The organism is Collinsella sp. AF33-16 (genome assembly GCF_003475325.1).
Classification (GTDB): domain Bacteria; phylum Actinomycetota; class Coriobacteriia; order Coriobacteriales; family Coriobacteriaceae; genus Collinsella.
In genome coordinates this window covers 63,277-81,984 of sequence record NZ_QRQC01000004.1, presented here as the reverse complement: position 1 = coordinate 81,984, position 18,708 = coordinate 63,277, and the positions used below count along the sequence as shown (strand labels likewise).

Here is an 18,708-nt window from a genome sequence, read left to right as displayed (position 1 = left end):
CGCGGGAGCTGCCATGTGCGCAGAGGCGTCTAAGAGCGCTTGCGGCTCGCCATGGTGCCTGCGGCGATAGCGGCTGTTCCCGCAAGGACGGTTGCCACGATGGCCGCACCCGAGGTGTCGCCGGTTGCCGCGAGCACGCCGGTAGTCTTGGCTTTCGTGATTGAAGCCGCAACGGCCTTGGTCGGCTTTGAGCACTCAGGCTTGGGGTTCTGCTTGGACTCCGCGGGCTTGCTTTCTGCGGGCTTGGTCTCGTCGGGCTTGGGGTCTTCCGGCTTGGCTACCTCGGGAGGTGCGATGACCATGCTCTTGGCGACAGCTTCGTTATAGGGGGAGTCGATCACAGCGTCGCCCGTGCCGATGGCTTGGCCTGCCTCGTAGATGCCGTCACGGAGCTTGCGATAGTCAATGACCTTGCCGCCTTCGGGCGTCTGGATGGCGGCGTTCTCAATCTTGATGGTGCCGATTGTCTTGCCGTCAGCGCTCATGGCACGGGCAAAGATTGCCGCTGTATCTCCTTCGGCCGTTACCTTGCTGCGGATGATCGAGATGACTGCGGGTGTGACGCCCTCGCTGGTCTGGGCGATGATGCCGATGTTCTCGCCTTGGGGCTCGGGGCTCGTCTCGCCATCTTGGTTTTCGCTGTAGGGGATGGGGCCGTCGCCGTTCTCGACATAGCGGGCTATGGCCTTGACAACGGAGTCGCTGATGTAGATGTGGCCACCCTCCTCGTTGGGTCGATCGCTTCTGGTGGAGAATGCAGCCGAAACCTCGCCTTCCGCAAACGCGTCCACGGTGGAGCCGTTCTTGACGACGATGTCGTCCTGGTAGGTGAAGAGGGCGTTGGCGCCACCGTATCTGCCTTTACTTGCACGGACCGTCACGTTTGCATGATCGAGGGTGATGCCCTTGTGGGCATAGACGCCATATTCAACACCGTTTACGTTGAGGGAGGCGTTTGTGGCTGCGAGGCTGCCCTTGGCCTCGACGGCAGCGTCTTTCTCGGAGCTTGCCTTGACCTGGCTGCCGTCCGAGATGTTGATATTGCCGCCGCTCCAAAGGGCCTCACCATCGGCTGAGCTTGCCTCGACCGTCCCGCCACCCTTGATGGTGAGGTTCTTGTCGGCTCCAATACCCTTGTCCTTGGTAGCCCTGGCGGCGACGACTCCGCTGTCGTCAATCGTGATATTGCCGTTTGCCCTGATGCCATCCGATGCACCCGTGGCGTTGACGTTGCCCGAACCTTTGATAGCGAGATCACCTCCGGCATTGATGGCATCAAACCCAGTGCTCGTGGCGTTGACGGATCCGGCTCCGTCGATGTTGATATTACCCGTGGAGAGGATAGCGTCCTCAGTAGATGTCACGCTGAACGTGCCGCCCTCGTCGCCTTGGATATTGAGCTCGGCATTCTCGTTAGTGCCATGAGAAACGTTGATGCTTTCGATCCATTCGGCAGTGACGATGTTGGTTCCCGAGTAATTCACGTTGAGCTTGCCTGCGGCCTGGATCTCGCCGCCGTTATAGTTGTTGAGCTTCAAGTCGTCGGCGCCGTCCCACGACCAGGTACCGGCCTCGTCGCTCGCCGCGGTGTTGTACTTGTTGCCGCCGACCTTGACCCATTCCGCCGCGAGCGAGACGCTCGGCATGAGCAGCGAGCTCACCGTGAGCGCGCACACGGCGCCTACGACGATGCGGCGCGTCACGCGGCGCCAGCTGCCGTGCGCGAGTCCTATGCGACGGCGAACGTCGGGTTCGGCAACATGGGTTCCGGCGGTAGTGTCATTGCGTTTGGGGGTCGTGAACAAGGCTGCCATGGTTGCTCCCGTTCTCATAGGGCCTATACGGCTAGATTCAGCGTATCTGCTGGATGTTGCCGGCGGTAGTGCCGTTTGGAGGGCAAAATGTCCAAAATCCGGAAGAGGAATAAGCTGCGCACCTACGCGTTGTCGGGCATTAATCACAAAGCGCGGAGCCGCTTGTTGCGACTCCGCTCGCGTGTGCGCCATACGAGTGCAAACAGGAAACGCCACCGCCGGAGGGGAGCTTGGCGGTGGCGTTGCTAAACGGCGTGCGGACTAGGCGTATTCGGGGGTGCCGCCCCGTGCGTTAAAGATCGAGGCGTCTATGCACGCTTGCGACTCACCGCGGCGCCGGCGGCGATGGCGGCTGTTCCCGCAAGGGCGGCTGCCACGATGGCTACGCTCGAGGCGTCGCCGGTTGCCGCGAGCTTGCCGGTGGTCTTGGCTCCCGTGGCTGCAACTGCAACGGTCTTGGTTGTCTTCGTGCCCTCGGACTTGGAACCCTCGGGCTTGGTCTCGCCTGGCTTCTCCTCGGGTTTGATCTCCTCGGGAGGCACGATGACCGTGCTCTTGGCGACAGCTTCGTTATAGGGGGAGTCGATCACAGCGTCGCCCGTGCCGATGGTTTGACCCGCTTCGTAGATGTCGCCGTTGCTGAGCTCTTCTTTGTTGCGATAGTCAATGACCTTGCCGCCTTCAGGCGTCAGGATGGTGGAGCCTTCGATTTCGATGGTGCCGATTGCCTTGCCGTCCGCGCTCATGGCAAGGGCGAAGATCGCCGCCGTGTCTCCTTCGGCAGTGACCTTGCTGCGGACGATCGAAATAGTCGCGGGCGTGATGCCCTCGCTGGTCTGGGCGAAGATACCGATGTTCAGACCCCTAGGCTCAGGGATGACCTCGCCGCTTTGGTCGTTGCTGTAGTGGTCAGGGCCGTCGCTACCGGACTCGACATAGCGGGCTATAGCCTTAACAACGGAGTCGCTGATGTAGATGTGTCCGCCCGCGTCGTTGAGCTGGTGGTTTCTGGTAGAGATTGCAACCGAGAATTCGCCTTCCGCGAACGCGTCCACGATGGAACCATTCTTGATGACGATGTCGTCCCCGTCAGTGATGAGGGCGATGGCCTGGCCGCCGCTCGCGCTTGTGCGGACCGTTACGGTCGCGTGATCGAGTATAGCGCCCTTGCAAGCATAGACGCCATATTTAACACCACTTGCGTCAAGGGAGGCGTTCGTGACCGCGAGACTGCCCTCAGCGTTGACGGCAAGATCTCCCTCGGAGTTCGCCTTGACCTGGCTGCCGCCCGAGATGTCGATGTTGTCGTCAGCCCAAATCGCCGCTTCTTCTATCGAGCTTGCTTCTACCTTGCCACCGCCTTTGATGATCAGGTCACTGCCCGCGGCGACGCCGTAACCTTCGCCTCCTTTAGCGATCACTGTACCAGAGGAATCGATGGTGGTCTTGCCCTTGGATTGGATGCCTTCGGTACCGCCCGTTGCATTCACGGTGCCCGAGCCTGTGATAGAGAGATCGCCCTTTGCCTCAATTCCGTCGGAATTAGTGCTTGTGGTGTTCACAGTGCCTGGGCCAGAAATGGAAAGGTCACCTGTTGATTTAATTGCATCGGCCTCGGCTGTCACATTGAGCTCATCCGTGCTATTCGAGCTCGTTATGTTCAACTCTGCTTTCTGGCTAGTGCAATCCTGCGCCTTGATGGCGGCCCCGGTGTAATCGGGCTCGGTTTTCACGGTGTTCTTGCCCTCGTAGGCAATGTTGAGCTTGCCCGCAGCCTTGATCGCACCGCCGTCATAGCCGTTGAGCTTCATATCGTCGGCGCCGTCCCAGCTCCAGGTGCCGGCGGCGTCTCCCGTGGGCCCCGCGGCCGCTTCATGGCGGACGCCGCCAACGTCCACCCACTCCGCCGCGAGCGAGACGCTCGGCATGAGCAGCGAACTTACCGTGAGCGCGCAGGCCAGGCCGCAGACGATGCGGCGCGTCACGCGGCGCCAGCTGCCGTGCGCGAGCAGCGTGCGACGGTGCACGTCGGGCTCGACAAAATGGGCTCCTGAGGTTTTATCATTGCGCTTGGGGGTCGTGAACAAGGTGGCCATGGTTACTCCCATCCTCATAGGGCCTATGCGATTACGCCCAGCATATCTGCAGGATGTAGCCGGCGGTAGTGCCGTTTGGAGGGCAAAATGTCCAAAACTTGGGAGGCAATACATCGCGCGTCCGTGCGGTGCCTGGCTTTAAAAGAAAAGCGCGGAGCCGCTCGATGCGACTCCGCGCTTTGGTGTTCTGCTTTGGCAGCTTTGCCGTTACGCTACAAAGAAGTAGACGAGGAAGGCAAGGGCTGCGATCCACATGAGCGGCTTGATCTTGGATGCCTCGCCCTTAAAGAGCGCGACGACCACGTAGGCGATAAAGCCCAGACCAATGCCGGCAGAGATGGAGTAGGTGAAGGGCACGCCGGCGACAATCATGAACGCCGGGAAGCCCTGCGACACGTCGGACCAGTCGATCTCGGAGGCCTCGCTCATCATGAGGTAGCCGACGTAGACCAGAGCACCGCAGGTGGCGGCGCTGGAAACGATGGTGACGATGGGGGAGAAGAACGCGGCGAGAATGAACAGCACGCCGGTGGTGACGGAGGTGAGGCCCGTGCGGCCACCGTCGGCAGCGCCAGAGGTGGACTCGACGAAGGTGGTGATGGAGGAGACGCCCATAAAGCCACCGGCAGCAGCGGCCACGGAGTCGACGACCAGGATGGGACGGATGTCCTCGACATTGCCGTCCTCGGTCAAGAACTCGCCCTGCTTGGCGACGGCCATCGCGGTGCCCATGGTGTCGAAGAAGTCGCTCATGAGCAGCGAGAAGGCAACGACGAGCAGCATCGGGTCGGTCAGGACCTTCACGATGGCAAGGTTGCCGTCGGCAGTGCTGGCAAACGGGGCGCCGAAGGTCGAGAAGTCGAGCGGTGCGATGAGGCCCTCGGGCGCATGGGTGACGCCCAGCGGGATTCCGGCGATAACGGCGACGATGATGCCGATGAGCAGCGAGCCCGGCACGTTGCGGGAAGCCAGGGCAACCGTCACGACGATGGAGATGATGCCGACGATAAAGGTGGGGGAGGCGATGTCGCCCAGGCCGACGAGCGTACCGGCGCCAGCGGTGATGATGCCGGCGTCGCACAGGCCGATCATGGCGATAAACAGGCCCAGACCCACCGAGATGGCGTGGCGCAGGACCACGGGGATGGCGTCCATGATGGCCTCGCGCAGGCCGCAAAGGACGAGCAGCAAGATGACGATACCCTCGAGGAAGATAACGCTCATGGCGACGTGCCAGTCACCGCCGCACATGGTGGTGGTGATGCCCGCGATCATGGCGTTGATGCCCAGGCCTGAAGCGCAGGCGAGCGGGCGGTTTGCGAAGATGCCCATGCAGATGGTCATGATGCCGGCGCCCAGGCAGGTGGCGCAGGCGAGCGCTCCCGCATCAATGCCAGCGCCCGAGAGCACTGCGGGGTTGACGGCGATGATGTAGGCCATCGCCAGGAATGTTGTCAGTCCAGCGCGAAGTTCGGTCCCGATTGTGGACTTGCGCTCACTGACGTGAAAAAGTTCGTCCATGCATACCCTTTCCTTGTTCGGCCCCGAGTTTAGGCCGATTGACACGAACTCACTTACTATATCGTCTTTACAACCTTGCTGTTCCTCGCATGTTGATGTTCGGCGCTTTGTAACAGACGGACGGTATTTATCGCATGAAAATGTGTGGGTACCGTATACTTAAGCGGTTACAACAACCCCTATGGAGGAACGTATGATTAAAGAGCTTTGCCACGACGAGGCTATCCTGTCCCAGCGTTGCGAGGTTGCGACCGTCGAGGACGAGTCGGTTGCTCAGGACCTGATCGATACCATCAAGTCGCTCGACGATGCCGGCTGCCTTGCCGCTAACCAGATTGGCGTTACCAAGAAGGTCTGCGTCTACCTGGACGACGCCGGCGAGCCCCACGTGCTCTACAACCCCCGTCTGGTGTTTGGCCTGGGCGCCAGCAAGATGGAGGAGAGCTGCCTGACGCACGAGGGGGTCACCAAGTCCACGCGCTATATCAAGTGCAAGGTTGCCTTTGACCAGATCGTCGATGGCAAGATGCGCGAGCGCAAGCAGGACTTTGTGGGCTTCGAGGCGCAGATGATCCAGCATATGATCGATCACTGTCTTGGCAAGCTTGTCTAGGGCGACCACAGCACCGCACTTCGTCGTTTTTGTCCCGGGCGTGACATTGTTGTCATGTCCGGGCTTTTGTGTTTAGCGCCTTTTTGTTTGGTGACAATAACCTTAGCAGGAACGTAAAACTAGGAGGCGCTATGTGTACGAGCATTCGATTTACCGATAATTCCGGCCACATGTATCTAGGCCGCAACCTCGACTGGAGCTTTGACTACGGCCAACAGGTTCGTGTGATGCCGCGCGGATTTCACATTCCGTATTCGTTTATCGACGACGCAACAGCGGCACACGCGGTGATCGGTATGTGCATCGATTACAAGAACTACCCTATGTTCTTCGACTGTGGCAACGATGCGGGCCTCGCCGTGGCGGGACTCAACTTTCCCGGCTATGCCGAGTATGCCGAGGGTCCGGTTGACGGCAAGACCAATATCGCGGCCTATGAGTTTCCCCTGTGGGTGGCAGCGACGTTCTCGACGGTCGACGAGGTCGAGGCTGCGCTGCGCGATACGGTGATTGTCGCCAAATCTGCAGGAGAGGGGCTGGGCGTGTCGCTGCTCCATTGGATTATCGGCGACAGCCAGCGTAGCATCGTGGTCGAGATGATGGCTGACGGCCTGCATGTATACGACGATCCGGTCGACACCCTTGCCAATCAGCCCACCTTCCCGTGGCACATGGAAAACCTGCGCACCTATATCACGGCCACAAGCGATTTTCCGCAGACGGCGACATGGCGTGGCGCCGAGCTTAAGCCCTATGGAGCCGGTGCCGGCATGCGCGGCATTCCGGGCGATTGCTATTCGCCGAGCCGTTTTGTAAAGGCGGCGTACCTCAATGCCAATTATCCGCAAAAGGAGAGCGAGGTCGAAAACGTCGTCCGCATGTTCCGCTCGCTCGAGGGCGTGGTGATGATTGAGGGGGCGTCCAGGATGGGCGATGGCAAGTTCGAGAAGACTATCTACACCGGATGCTTTAGCGCGCGCACGGGCAATTATTACTACGCGATGTATGGGGATCCGTCGATTCGCTACGTGAGCCTGATGGATGCCGAGGGCGCGAGCCCCGATAGGCTCGTGGTTCCCGAGCCGCGCCGTTCGTAGCCGCTAGCTTTACTGCAATACAAGACGGCCCTGCACCTCTCGCGAGGTGCAGGGCCGCTGTCGTTGATTTGTGACGTCACTAGAAGTTGGCGTCGTTGAGTTGTTCGTTCTCGAGGCCGTCGAGCTGTTGCTGTTCGGGCGTATCGGCGACGCTCTCGAGCAACTCGGTGGGATCGACGTTCATGTCCTTACCGGCTTCGTTGCCGTTGACCAAGTCGTCCGAGAAGATGTCGACTTCCATTTCCTCGGCCTCTTCGATCTGAACCTCGAGCGGCACCTGGGTGCGCACGAGCTTAACGGCCGGCCGCATGCGGGCAAACAGCGGTACGTACTCAATGATGATGGCCGAGTTCTCAAGACCGTACCAGCGTGCCGGGCTTCCGCAGGCGCGGCGGACGGCGTACTTGATGGCCATCACGCGGTGGTCATTGCGGTTGATGTCCGTTTCGGGGGCAAGCATCTTGCGCAGCATGCAAAAGCGGAAGTCACCCACGTTGCCGCGCGTCTCGTAGATGGAGTAGGTGTGATGTTGCGGCGGCAGCTCGCCCGATGCCATCAAGTCGCCGACGATCTGACGCAGATAGGCGTTGACGCGCTGGTTGACCTTAAAGCCCAGGTCCAGGCGCACGCGGAAGAGGAAGTCCGTGCCAAAGGTCTCGACGGAATACTCGTGCGTATAGGGTTCGTCGGTAACGTGCACGTTAATGAACCAATATGCCTTGGCGCGCTTGGGGTGCTTGTCCAGGATGGAATAGAGCACGTCGCGGTCGAGCGTGAGCGGATCGGGGCTGTTGGTGAGGAACACCAGGTTGTCGGCGAGCACGGGGTAGGTCTCGTCGTTGCGCAGGCGGTTGAGCTGATCGATGTACTTGGAGACGGGCAGCAGGATCGTCTGCGTGCGCTCGATGGCGGTGCCGCGGCGCCACACGTACATAAGGCCAAACAGCAGTGCGGCCAAGAAGATCATCACATAGCCGCCGTCAAAGAACATGGTGAGGCACGAGGCGAAGAAGCACAGCTCGATGGCACCAAAGAGCAGGGCGAAGACGCAGGCACCCAGCCTGTGCTTGAGGATGCCGGCGATGTAGCTCGTCAAAAGCGTCGTGGTCATGAGCATGGTCACGGTAATGGCGAGGCCGTAGGCGCTCTCCATGCGCTCGGAGTTTTGGAACAGCAGCACGATGAAGATGCAGCCGACCCACATGATGTTGTTGACGAGCGGAATATAGAGCTGCCCCTTGGTGTCGCTGGGGTAGTGGATGCGCAGGTGCGGCATAAGGTTGAGACGGGTTGCCTCGGATACCAGCGAGAACGAGCCGGTGATGAGCGCCTGCGAGGCGATGATGGCCGCTACGGCCGAAAGCACGATGGCAAAGGGGCGCAGGGGCTCGGGAAGCATCATATAGAACGGGTTGACGATATCCATCGCGAGCATTTGGGGATTGGAGTTGTTGGCGAGCAGCCAAGCGCCCTGACCCAGATAGTTAAGGATGAGGGCCGCCTTTACGAACGGCCAGGATGCGCAAATGTTGGCCTTGCCCACGTGACCCATGTCCGAATAGAGCGCCTCGGCGCCGGTCGTCGACAGGAAGACGAAGCCGAGCACCATGATGCCCGAGTGGTTGATGGGCGAGAACAGGAACATGACGCCGCGGATGGGGTTGAGTGCGCGCAGGATGGACAGGTTGCCGAGCATGTTGAACAGGCCGGCGCCCGCCAGAAACAGGAACCATAGCGTCATAAGCGGGCCGAAGAGCTTGCCGATTGACGAGGTGCCGGCGCGCTGCATGGCAAACAGCCCGCAGATAATGATGATGGTGATGATGATGACGTTGGTCTGGCCGTCGCCCAGCAGCGCATGGCCCCATTCGATGGTGCGCAGACCCTCGATGGCTGTGGTGACCGTGACGGCGGGGGTGAGGATGCCGTCGGCAAGCAGTGCCGCACCGCCGATCATGGCGGGCAGAATCAGCCATGGTGCCACCTTGCGTACGAGGCTGAACAGGGCGAAGATGCCGCCTTCGTTGTGGTTGTCGGCCTTCATGGCGATTACCACGTACTTGACCGTGGTCACGAGCGTCATGGTCCAGATGACGAGCGAAAGCGCGCCCAGGATCATGTCCTCGCTGACGGTACCGATGCCGCCGTTGTTGGCGACGATTGATTTCATGGTGTACATGGGGCTCGTGCCGATGTCGCCATAGACGACGCCGAGCGTTACGAGCAGCATGCCAGCGGAGAGGGGGATGGCTCCGTGCCCGCCTTGCCCGCGCTGGTCTTGGAGGTTTGCCTCCAGTTTATTGTGTGCCACGAGGACTCCCTTAGACATCCGGTTATCTGTCTAGGACAAAAAACTTTATGCCGTCTTTATACATACAAGAGCAGTTTGGCACATCGGGTTATTTTAGACAATAATCCTCAGCTGGGGATTATTTATCTACGCAGGTAGCATTTCAAAGCAGAGACTTTTAAGCACGTACTGTCTGGGCGATGCCAGCCTTGGCGTTTGCGCGTTTGCCGGCGAGTTCGCAAAAAATCGCGCCGCCGATGATAAGCGCGGCGCCCATCAGGCGGACCGGTGTTATGGCTTCGCCCAAAAGGACGGCCGAGAACACGACCGCCGAAAGCGGCTCGAGGTAGCCGACGACGGCGACGGTCTGGACGGGCAGCTTGGCGACGGCGCTAAAGTAGAGCAGGCAACCAATGCCGGTGTTGACGACGCCGAGCATAGCGACGGCGCGCCAATCAATACTGGCGGCGACGCCGGCGGACAGGAACGAGGGAGCGCCCTGCGTGATGAGCGTGAGGACCAACGCGGTCACAAAGGCGGCGCTCACCTGGAGCGCGGAGTTCTCGAGACCTTCGATGTGTGGCGCACCCTTGCTAGCGATGACCATCAGCGCATAGCAAAATGCCGAGGCGATGCCGCAGGCGATACCCGCAATGGGCATATTGCCGCCTAGACCTTGCGCTGCAATGAGAAAAGCGCCGCAGGCGACGGCGATAAACCCGGCGATTTTGCCGCCGGTCAGCTTTTCGCCAAAGATGAGCGGGGAGAGCGCCATGACAATGATGGGGCCGCAGTAGTACAGCAGCGAGGATACGCCGACGCCGATTGTCTGATAAGCGCGGAACAGAAAAATCCAGCTGGCGCCCAGCGCGGCTCCCGAAAGGAGGAGGGCTGCGGCTTCACGGGGGCGAGATGGCGCCTGCAACTTATGGTGTTGGGTAGTGGCGAGGATGGTTACAAGCGAGAGGGCTCCCAGAAACGTGCGCAGGAGCACGATATCGGAGCTGGGCAGCGCGATGGCAGCGGCGATGATGCCGTTGGAGCCAAACAATAGCAATGCTGCTAAGTACGTAAACAGTCCGTTGTTCATGCGCTGACATCCCCTCTATATCCGAGCATGTTCACTATGGGTGAACTGGCTTTAGAAGAAAAGCGAATATAATGCATGGATAACATGACAAAAACTCATGCAAAGGTGGGGACGTGCCGTGGAGACCAATATTCAAAAGATGCAGGTGCTGCTCGAGACCGTGCGCGCCGGCAGTTTTACGCGCGCCGCCGAGCGGTTGAGCTATTCGCAGTCGGGCGTGAGCCGTATGGTGGGCGACCTTGAGGCAGACTGGGGTTTTAAGGTGCTTGATCGCAGCCGCGAGGGCGTGGTGCTTTCTGCCGACGGGCGGCAGGTCATGCCGGCAGTCGAGGCGTTATGCGAGGAATTCACTCGCTTGCAGCGACGGGTGGATGAGATGCGTGGGCTTATGCGCGGCAAAATCTGCATCGGTACGTTTTCGAGCGTGGCGACCCACGTGCTGCCGCCGGTGATCGCGCGCTTTCGCGCCGATCACCCGGACGTCGATTATGAGCTGCTGATGGGTGATTACTCAGAGATTGAGCAATGGGTGGCGGAAGGCCGCTGCGACCTGGGCTTTATTCCGCGCGAGCCACGCGACGCCGGCGTGGCGTCGCGGCCGTTGGTGCGCGACGAGTTGATGGCGGTAGTGCCGGCAGGCTCTTTGCTTGCCACGGCGAAGGTCGTTTCTCTTGCCGATTTAGCCAACGAGCAGTTTATTCTGCTAGAACGCGGTACCGATGACGAGATTACGCCGCTGTTCCGTCGGGCGGGGCTGACGGTGTGCTCCAAGCTGTCGACCTGGGATGATTATGCGATTATGGCCATGGTCGAGGACGGTCTGGGCGTGAGCATTCTTCCGGCGCTCATCTTGCGCCGCTGCCAGTTCGATGTTGTCGTGCGCCCGCTCGAGGGACATCCTCATCGGCAGATCAATGCCATATACCGCACCGCTGACGTTTCGCTTGCGGCGGCTCGTTTCCTCGAATATCTCTAAAAGCGCGTACCCGTTGCCTACTTTGGGACAATTCTCGAGGCTCGGTACATTTTCTTGTGAAATTGAACTTTCGGATAATGTGCCGCGTTATACTGCTTGCTAAATTGAACCATGGTTCAATTCGTGTTCTATAAATTGAACTTTGCCAGCAAGGAGGTTCTAGTGGCCCAAGAGACGTTTAGCGATCGCCTGCGACAGGCTATGTCCGATCGCGACGTTCGCCAGTCGGACGTGATCCGCGCATCGGAGATGCTCGGCAAAAAACTCGGCAAGAGTCAGATGAGCCAATATGTGAGCGGCAAGACGATCCCGCGGCGCGATGTGGCTGAGCTGCTCGCCCGTATTTTGGAGGTCGATGTTACCTGGCTGCTTGCCGGCGACGCCGATCAAGGCGAGGCATCATCACCCCGCAACGATTCCAAGCCCGAACCCCATCCCTCAGCTCAAATTGCAAGGAGCGCCACCATGCGTACTTTTTCTAAATCCACCAAGCTCGATAACGTCCTGTATGACGTGCGCGGTCCCGTCGTCGACGAGGCTGCCCGTATGGAGGACGAGGGCGAGCGCATCCTCAAGCTCAATATCGGCAACCCGGCGCCCTTCGGTTTCCGCACGCCCGATGAGGTCATCAAGGACATGCGCCAGCAGCTGCCCGACTGCGAAGGCTATTCCAACTCGCGTGGCCTGTTCTCCGCGCGCAAGGCGATCATGCAGTATTCGCAGATCAAGGGCCTGCCCAACGTTCAGATGGAGCATATCTACACGGGCAACGGCGTGTCCGAGCTCATTCAGCTTTCGATGAACGCGCTGCTCGACAATGGCGACGAGATTCTGATCCCCAGCCCCGACTATCCGCTCTGGACGGCGTGCGCAACCCTTGCCGGCGGTCATCCCGTGCACTATCTGTGCGATGAGCAGGCGGATTGGTATCCCGACCTGGAGGATATGGAGTCCAAGATCACGAGCGCGACCAAGGCTCTCGTCATCATCAACCCCAACAACCCCACGGGTTCCGTCTATCCGCGCGAGGTGCTCGAGGGCATCGTTGAGGTTGCGCGCAGGCACCAGCTCATGATCTTTGCCGATGAGATCTACGACCGCCTATGCATGGACGGCTACGAGCACGTCTCGATTGCCTCGCTCGCTCCCGATCTGCCCTGCGTCACCTTTAGCGGTCTTTCCAAGTCGCACATGATCGCGGGCTATCGTATTGGCTGGATGGTGCTTTCGGGCAACCAGCGCTGCATGAGCGACTTCATCATGGGCATCAACATGCTCTCCAACATGCGCCTGTGCTCTAACGTGCCGGCTCAGTCGATCGTTCAGACGGCACTCGGTGGCCATCAGTCCGTTAACGACTACATCCGTCCCGGCGGCCGTGTCTACGAGCAGCGCAACTTTGTGTATGAGGCGCTCAACAAGATTGACGGCATCTCGGTGGTTAAGCCGCGCGCGGCGTTCTACATCTTCCCCAAGATGGATGTGAAGAAGTTCAACATCACCGATGACGAGCAGTTCGCCCTCGACCTGCTGCACGAGAAGAAGATCCTGATCACGCGCGGCGGCGGCTTCAACTGGGCTGAGCCCGACCACTTCCGCATCGTGTACCTGCCGCGCATGGAAGTACTCAAAGAGTCCCTCGAAGACCTCGCCGACTTCTTTGACCATTACCGCCAGAGCTAGTGGGATAGAAGTTCCGCACTATGAAAAGCTCCCTGCAGTTGTTTTGCTGCAGGGAGCTTTTTTGAATCGGCGGAACTAGATCACGATCCCGTTGCAGTGGTCGATTTCGTGTTGGATGATCTCGGCGGTGTAGCCCGAGAAGTTCTTGATGCGGTGGACAAAGCTCTCGTCCAGATATTCCACCTTAATGCGGCGATAACGAGTGCAGGGACGCTCGCCGACGAGCGAAAGACATCCTTCGCTCGTCTGATAGGCATTGACCTGCTCAAGAATTTGAGGGTTGTACATCAGGAGTGTCCTGTTGCCGTCCTTTACGCAGATGATGCGTTTGCGCACGCCGATCATGTTGGCGGCGAGGCCCACGCACTCGCGCTCATGCTCGTGGAGCGTATCCAGGAGATCCTGCCCGGTCGCGGCGTCTTCGGGGCCGGCGTCTTCGGAGGGCAGGCGTAAAAAGAACTCGGACTTCATGATGGGTTTAATCATGGCGGGCTCCTTAAGGTGGACATGTTTGGTTCAGGCCATGATACCGCGACATGTTGCATTAATGTGTGCACATAGATTCTGCAGCTAGATTGGAAGGCGACACCATAAACTAATGGGCGTTTTGCCGAGAGGCATGAATGTTTAAAGCGCAAAGAGTGCGCGACGGGCCCCGCGAATGGGGCGATGATGCCCGAGAGGGCCAAGAAGGAGTCTCATGTCTGAGAACGAAGAGATTATGAACGAGACCGAGAACGAGACCATGGCTGCCGAGGTCGAGGCAGTCGAGATCGTGGAGACCGAAGCTGCCGAGGTTGAGGCTGCTGACGAGGTTTCCGCCGAGGAGGAGGCCGAGGTTGTCGAGGCCGCCGTTGATTACGATGACGAAGAGCTGATGGACAAGATGCAGAAGGCCGCCCGCCTGCTGCGTAGCCGTCGCTTTGCTATTTCCAAAGAGGAGGAGGCCAAGGCCGAGCGCATGGCGAACATCGAGCGCGCCATCAAGCTCCTTGACCTCAAGCCCAAGATGGAGCAGAAGGAAATGTCCGACCTGTTGGGCATGCGCCTTCGTGAGCTCGATGGCCTGATGGCCGAGGCCGAGGCTGCCGATCTGGTTGGCCGCATCGACGACGCCGAGGGCGATATGCGCAAGATCGTTGTCTTCGCTGCCGAGGATGCCGCTGAGGGCCTGGTCGAGCTTGCCAACAAGAAGGAGAAGCTCCTGCCCGAGCTTTCTTACGAGGAGGCCACCGAGCTGATGGCCGCTCTCGATAAGGTCATCGCTCCGCTCGTCGCCATGGGCCTGGACGAGGACCGCGGTCCTCGCGGCGGTCGTGACGATCGCGGTGGCCGTGGCGGCGATCGCGGTGGCCGCGGTGGCTTTGGCGATCGCGGTGGCCGCGGTGGCGACCGTGGCGGTCGCGGTGGCGATCGTGGCGGCCGTGGCGGATTTGGTGACCGTGGCGGCGACCGTGGCGGTCGCGGCGGCTTTGGCGGCAACCGTGGTGGCTATGGCGACCGCGGTGGCAACCGTGGCGGCTTCGGCGGCAACCGTGGTAACGACCGCGGCGGTCGCGGTGGCGATCGTGGCGGCCGCAACGGCGGCGGCTTCCGCGGCAACCGCTTCTAATTGGGTTACGCGGTTTTACCAAACCGCGTAACTAGTTGACGCTGCGCGACGCCCAGGGCGACAATTTGTCATTCAAAAGGCAAGGCATGACCAGAAGGTCTATGCCTTGCCTTTTTCATGCCAACTTGTTCGCCCTGGGCGTCGCTCGCTGGCGTTGCCAAAACATCGGCGTAATTTCTGTTGCCAAAAATGATTCGTTGCAAGTAGTCATTGGAGACGTTCTTAAATGACTACATAGCATGAGAGTGGATAATCTCCCGGTTTGAGCCTGCATTCAAGCTCAGAGTGGGAGATTATCCACTCTCATTTGTTATGTGTCCGAAAATCCACGCTCGCTTCTGCTCTTCCTACATCTGAAGGAAGAGTTCGTGGAGGCGGGTATCGTCGTCGAGCTCGGGGTGGAAGGTTACGCCGAGCTGGTTGCCTTGGCGGGCGGCGACGATACGGCCGTCGACTTTCGCTAAGGCCTTGGCGTCGCCGTGGACCTCGACGATGCGGGGTGCACGGATAAATGTTAATGGCACTTCACCGTCGATGCCGGACACCTGGCCCTTGGTGCGAAAACTGCCGAGCTGTCTGCCATAAGCGTTGCGCTCAACGAGTACGTTCATGGTTGCTAGGCGCGGCGTTCCCTTATCGTCGTGTGCGGCAAGATCGCGCGCCAATAGAATCAAGCCGGCGCAGGTGCCAAGGACGGGCATGCCTTCAACAATGTGGGTGCGAAGCTCCTCGAGCATGCCCAGCTCATCAAGCAGCTTCCCTTGAACGGTAGACTCGCCGCCGGGAAGTACCAGACGGTCAAAGTCCTGCTTCAAATCAGCCACCTGCCTCAGCTCAATACAACGTGCGCCCAGCTCGGACAGTCTTGCCTCGTGCTCGGCAAAAGCACCTTGGACCGCCAGCACGGCGACCGTCTGGTCTGCGTAATCGCTCATGTGCGATCCTTTCCACCGGACTAGCGTCCGCGCTCCTCCATGATGATCTCGATCTCGTCGGCGTTGATGCCGACCATGGCCTCGCCAAGATCCTCCGAAAGCTCAGCGATGAGCTTGGCGTCGGTGAAGTTGGCCACGGCCTTGACGATGGCGGCGGCGCGCTTGGCCGGGTCGCCGCTCTTAAAGATGCCCGATCCGACAAAGACGCCTTCGGCGCCCAACTGCATCATCAGCGCGGCGTCGGCGGGGGTCGCGACGCCGCCGGCAGCAAAGTTCACGACGGGGAGCTTGCCCGTCGCATGGACCTCGCGCACCAGCTCGACCGGAACCTGCAGCTGCTTAGCGGCCTCAAAGAGCTCATCGTCGCGCAGGGCAACAACGTCGCGGATCTGCTTTTGGATCTTGCGCATGTGACGCACGGCCTGGACCACGTCGCCCGTGCCCGGCTCGCCCTTGGTGCGGATTATCGTGGCGCCCTCGGCAACACGGCGCAGCGCCTCGCCCAGATCGCGGGCGCCGCAGACAAACGGCACGTCAAACTGGGTCTTGTCGATGTGGTAGACATCGTCGGCGGGGGAGAGAACCTCGGACTCATCGATGTAATCGATCTCGATGGCCTGAAGGACCTGCGCCTCGACGATGTGACCGATGCGGCACTTTGCCATGACGGGGATGGAGACGGCCTCCTGAATGCCCTTGATCATCTTGGGGTCACTCATGCGCGACACGCCGCCGGCGGCGCGGATGTCGGCCGGGATGCGCTCGAGAGCCATGACGGCGCAGGCGCCTGCCTCCTCGGCGATGCGTGCCTGCTCGGGCGTGGTGACGTCCATGATGACGCCGCCCTTGAGCATCTGCGCGAGCTCGCGGTTGAGTTTGACGCGATCGGCCTTGCTGGTCTGTTCTGCCATGGTTGCTCCCTTGGCTGGCATGTGCATTGCTTGACGGAACATCCTATCGGGGAGCTGGGTATGGCGAAATACTCAGTTTTCGAGATAATAACAAGGTCAGACTAATACCAGATTGAATGACTCGATAAGGTCAGGTGACAAACTCATGCTCGACTACAATTTGGAACAACGCGGCGAAGCATCGCTCTATGAGTATGTTTACCAGCAAATTCGAGATGATATCGTTGCTGGACGCATTGCGGCGGGAGAGCATCTGCCGTCTAAGCGCGCCTTTGCCAGCCATCTGGGAATCAGTGTCATTACCATCGAGAATGCATATAGTCAGCTGCTCGCCGAGGGTTATATTTGCTCAAAGCCGCGTCGCGGCTACTATGCGTGTGAGCTTCCGGATGCACCGGTTTTGGCTTTGGTTACAGGGGATATCGACCGGGATACTGTCTCTATGGACCCCGGGGCGCATGACGTCGATGGACAGATCGAGCGATTCGATGCGCTTTCTCCTTCCGCTTTGGAGGCGGCTAGGCTTTGGCAAGGCGCGCTACGGGCAACGCTGACATCCGAAGACGAACGCGAGATATTTTCGCCCGCACCAGCGCAGGGCACCGCTCGGCTACGACGCGCAATCGCTCGCCATCTGCGCGGGACACGGGGCATGAATGTTAATCCCGACAACATTGTTATCGGTGCGGGCGCCCAGCTGCTCGATACCATGTTGGTTCAGTTGCTTGGCGCGGACAAGGTGTATGCCGTCGAGGATCCGGGCTATTTGCGCCTGACGCGCATTTATCAGGCTATGGGTTGCGAAGTTCGCCATATCCCGCTGGATGGTGAGGGCGTGGACTTGAGCGCTTTGCAGAAAACCGGAACAGATGTCCTTCACCTGATGCCGTCCCATCAATATCCGACCGGCCTTGTGACGAGCATTGCGCGGCGCTATGCGCTTCTGAGCTGGGCCGCCGAGCGACCAGGTCGGTATCTCATCGAAGATGACTTTGATTGTGAGTTTCGCCTTGCCGGGAAGCCGATTCCCGCGCTCGCGTCGATCGATGCCGCCCAGTCGGTTATCTACACCAACACGTTTTCGAAGAGCCTTTCATCGGCGTTGCGTTTGGCGTACATGGTGTTGCCCGATGAGCTAATGGAGCGGTTTAGGCGCAACCTTGGTTTCTACGCCTCGTCGGTGAGCTCTGTTGACCAGGTCGCTTTGGCGCGTTTGCTGGAATCGGGTGATTACGAGCGACATGTGAACCGCGTGCGCGTTCGTGCTCGCGAGGCGCGTGATGGCCTGATGGCGCTTGTGCGGAAGGTATTTCCGGCAGGAGAGGTCTCGATTGAGCATGCGGATGCGGGTCTTTACTGCATCGTGGTTGCGGAGCGTGGCGCGGGCGGAAGCTCTTTTACGCTGGCCCTCACGCGCTCGAGTATCCCTTTTATCGATATCAGTGACTGCTTTTGGTGTGCCGATGGCGCGTCTGCCCCGGAAGACTCAACTAAAATTCTTGTCCAGTATGACGATCTGAGTCCAAAAGTGCTTAACACCCTGGAATTGCGGCTAATGGGGCCACTTTGTAATCTAAGTGAGTAGACTTTTAGCACTTTGGCGACCAGGCAGTTTTGTAACAAGCTATCTACCTGCGGTTTTGAAAAGCAGGATGACTGGCCTGATCGGGATGTTCAAAAAAGTCTACTCACTTGCCGCGCAAAGCTCCTGCATGAGAAAAAAATGGGGTTTTCAACAGGGCTTCGTCCAGCTCTTGGCAAGCTTTTGGCCAGTTGGGGAGGGCTGTTGAAAACTCGGCAGTCCGTTCGGCGCCATTTTTGGTGCGTTCGCGCCAATGCGTGACTGACTGGGTTGAAATTCGTGTTTTCCTGTGCCTATGAAAGATCTACTTTGTGATATATCGGCTTTTAGGTACTGGCGTTTGCCTCCTCAAGTCCGCGCTTTGTGTCCGCCTCTTCCACGACCGGAAGAAGACCGGCAGCGATATGATCTCGCCCGCAACCCGACGGCTAAGGTTGCGCTCGGCTTTCCGTTGTATACGTTGGTTCGAACGAGAAACAAGCGGACTT

General features: G+C 59.5%; 14 protein-coding genes. 6 read left to right on the top strand and 8 right to left on the bottom strand.

From position 1 onward, the window contains the following. Window positions 1-29: 29 nt before the first annotated feature. The 3 genes from DWZ52_RS02625 to DWZ52_RS02615 all read right to left on the bottom strand — a co-directional run bounded on the left by DWZ52_RS02625 (window position 30) and on the right by DWZ52_RS02615 (window position 5,431). Complete coding sequence (locus tag DWZ52_RS02625; protein WP_158572399.1) at window positions 30-1,814, bottom strand: carbohydrate-binding domain-containing protein; 1,785 nt, start codon at window positions 1,812-1,814, stop codon at window positions 30-32. Window positions 1,815-2,122: 308 nt separating this feature from the next. Continuing rightward, complete coding sequence (locus tag DWZ52_RS02620) at window positions 2,123-3,910, bottom strand: hypothetical protein (RefSeq protein WP_117640609.1); 1,788 nt, start codon at window positions 3,908-3,910, stop codon at window positions 2,123-2,125. Between the two features lie 207 nt (window positions 3,911-4,117). After that, the gene (locus DWZ52_RS02615) at window positions 4,118-5,431 is read right to left on the bottom strand and encodes an NCS2 family permease (protein WP_117640610.1); all 1,314 of its coding nucleotides are present in this window, start codon (window positions 5,429-5,431) and stop codon (window positions 4,118-4,120) included. A gap of 193 nt (window positions 5,432-5,624) precedes the next feature. Here DWZ52_RS02615 and DWZ52_RS02610 point away from each other — a divergent pair, with 193 nt between their 5' ends. Together DWZ52_RS02610 and bsh are read left to right on the top strand one after the other, a co-directional pair. Continuing rightward, on the top strand, window positions 5,625-6,044 hold the full coding sequence (locus tag DWZ52_RS02610; RefSeq protein ID WP_117640611.1) for a peptide deformylase: 420 nt from the start codon (window positions 5,625-5,627) through the stop codon (window positions 6,042-6,044). 131 nt (window positions 6,045-6,175) lie between these two features. Continuing rightward, the gene (bsh, locus tag DWZ52_RS02605) at window positions 6,176-7,141 is read left to right on the top strand and encodes a choloylglycine hydrolase (RefSeq protein ID WP_118384853.1); all 966 of its coding nucleotides are present in this window, start codon (window positions 6,176-6,178) and stop codon (window positions 7,139-7,141) included. Between the two features lie 79 nt (window positions 7,142-7,220). On the opposite strand, the gene DWZ52_RS02600 is transcribed toward bsh, so the two are convergent. Together DWZ52_RS02600 and DWZ52_RS02595 are read right to left on the bottom strand one after the other, a co-directional pair. Next, window positions 7,221-9,470 (bottom strand): KUP/HAK/KT family potassium transporter, encoded by a 2,250-nt coding sequence (locus DWZ52_RS02600; RefSeq protein ID WP_118384852.1) that lies wholly within the window; start codon window positions 9,468-9,470, stop codon window positions 7,221-7,223. A 139-nt stretch (window positions 9,471-9,609) separates the two neighbouring features. Then, the gene (locus tag DWZ52_RS02595) at window positions 9,610-10,521 is read right to left on the bottom strand and encodes a DMT family transporter (protein WP_118384851.1); all 912 of its coding nucleotides are present in this window, start codon (window positions 10,519-10,521) and stop codon (window positions 9,610-9,612) included. A gap of 118 nt (window positions 10,522-10,639) precedes the next feature. On the opposite strand from DWZ52_RS02595, the gene DWZ52_RS02590 reads away from it, so the two are divergent. Together DWZ52_RS02590 and DWZ52_RS02585 are read left to right on the top strand one after the other, a co-directional pair. Next, window positions 10,640-11,497: a LysR family transcriptional regulator gene (locus DWZ52_RS02590; protein ID WP_233547245.1), complete on the top strand. Its 858-nt coding sequence runs from the start codon at window positions 10,640-10,642 to the stop codon at window positions 11,495-11,497. A gap of 201 nt (window positions 11,498-11,698) precedes the next feature. Beyond that, window positions 11,699-13,180: an aminotransferase class I/II-fold pyridoxal phosphate-dependent enzyme gene (locus DWZ52_RS02585; protein ID WP_118384866.1), complete on the top strand. Its 1,482-nt coding sequence runs from the start codon at window positions 11,699-11,701 to the stop codon at window positions 13,178-13,180. A gap of 75 nt (window positions 13,181-13,255) precedes the next feature. Here DWZ52_RS02585 and DWZ52_RS02580 read toward each other — a convergent pair whose 3' ends face one another. Next, window positions 13,256-13,666, bottom strand: coding sequence for a peptide deformylase (locus tag DWZ52_RS02580; RefSeq protein WP_118384849.1), 411 nt, complete (start codon window positions 13,664-13,666; stop codon window positions 13,256-13,258). A 214-nt stretch (window positions 13,667-13,880) separates the two neighbouring features. On the opposite strand from DWZ52_RS02580, the gene DWZ52_RS02575 reads away from it, so the two are divergent. Then, window positions 13,881-14,792 carry a hypothetical protein gene (locus tag DWZ52_RS02575; RefSeq protein WP_118384848.1) on the top strand — a complete coding sequence of 304 codons (912 nt, stop codon included), beginning with the start codon at window positions 13,881-13,883 and terminating at the stop codon, window positions 14,790-14,792. Window positions 14,793-15,139: 347 nt separating this feature from the next. On the opposite strand, the gene pdxT is transcribed toward DWZ52_RS02575, so the two are convergent. Together pdxT and pdxS are read right to left on the bottom strand one after the other, a co-directional pair. Further along, window positions 15,140-15,727, bottom strand: a complete 588-nt coding sequence (gene pdxT / locus DWZ52_RS02570) for a pyridoxal 5'-phosphate synthase glutaminase subunit PdxT (RefSeq protein ID WP_118384847.1) — start codon at window positions 15,725-15,727, stop codon at window positions 15,140-15,142. Window positions 15,728-15,747: 20 nt separating this feature from the next. Next, window positions 15,748-16,638 carry a pyridoxal 5'-phosphate synthase lyase subunit PdxS gene (gene pdxS, locus DWZ52_RS02565; RefSeq protein ID WP_118384846.1) on the bottom strand — a complete coding sequence of 297 codons (891 nt, stop codon included), beginning with the start codon at window positions 16,636-16,638 and terminating at the stop codon, window positions 15,748-15,750. 145 nt (window positions 16,639-16,783) lie between these two features. Here pdxS and DWZ52_RS02560 point away from each other — a divergent pair, with 145 nt between their 5' ends. Continuing rightward, a complete protein-coding gene (locus DWZ52_RS02560) occupies window positions 16,784-18,223 on the top strand; it encodes a PLP-dependent aminotransferase family protein (RefSeq protein WP_118384845.1) in 1,440 nt (479 codons plus the stop codon). Window positions 18,224-18,708 lie beyond the last annotated feature (485 nt).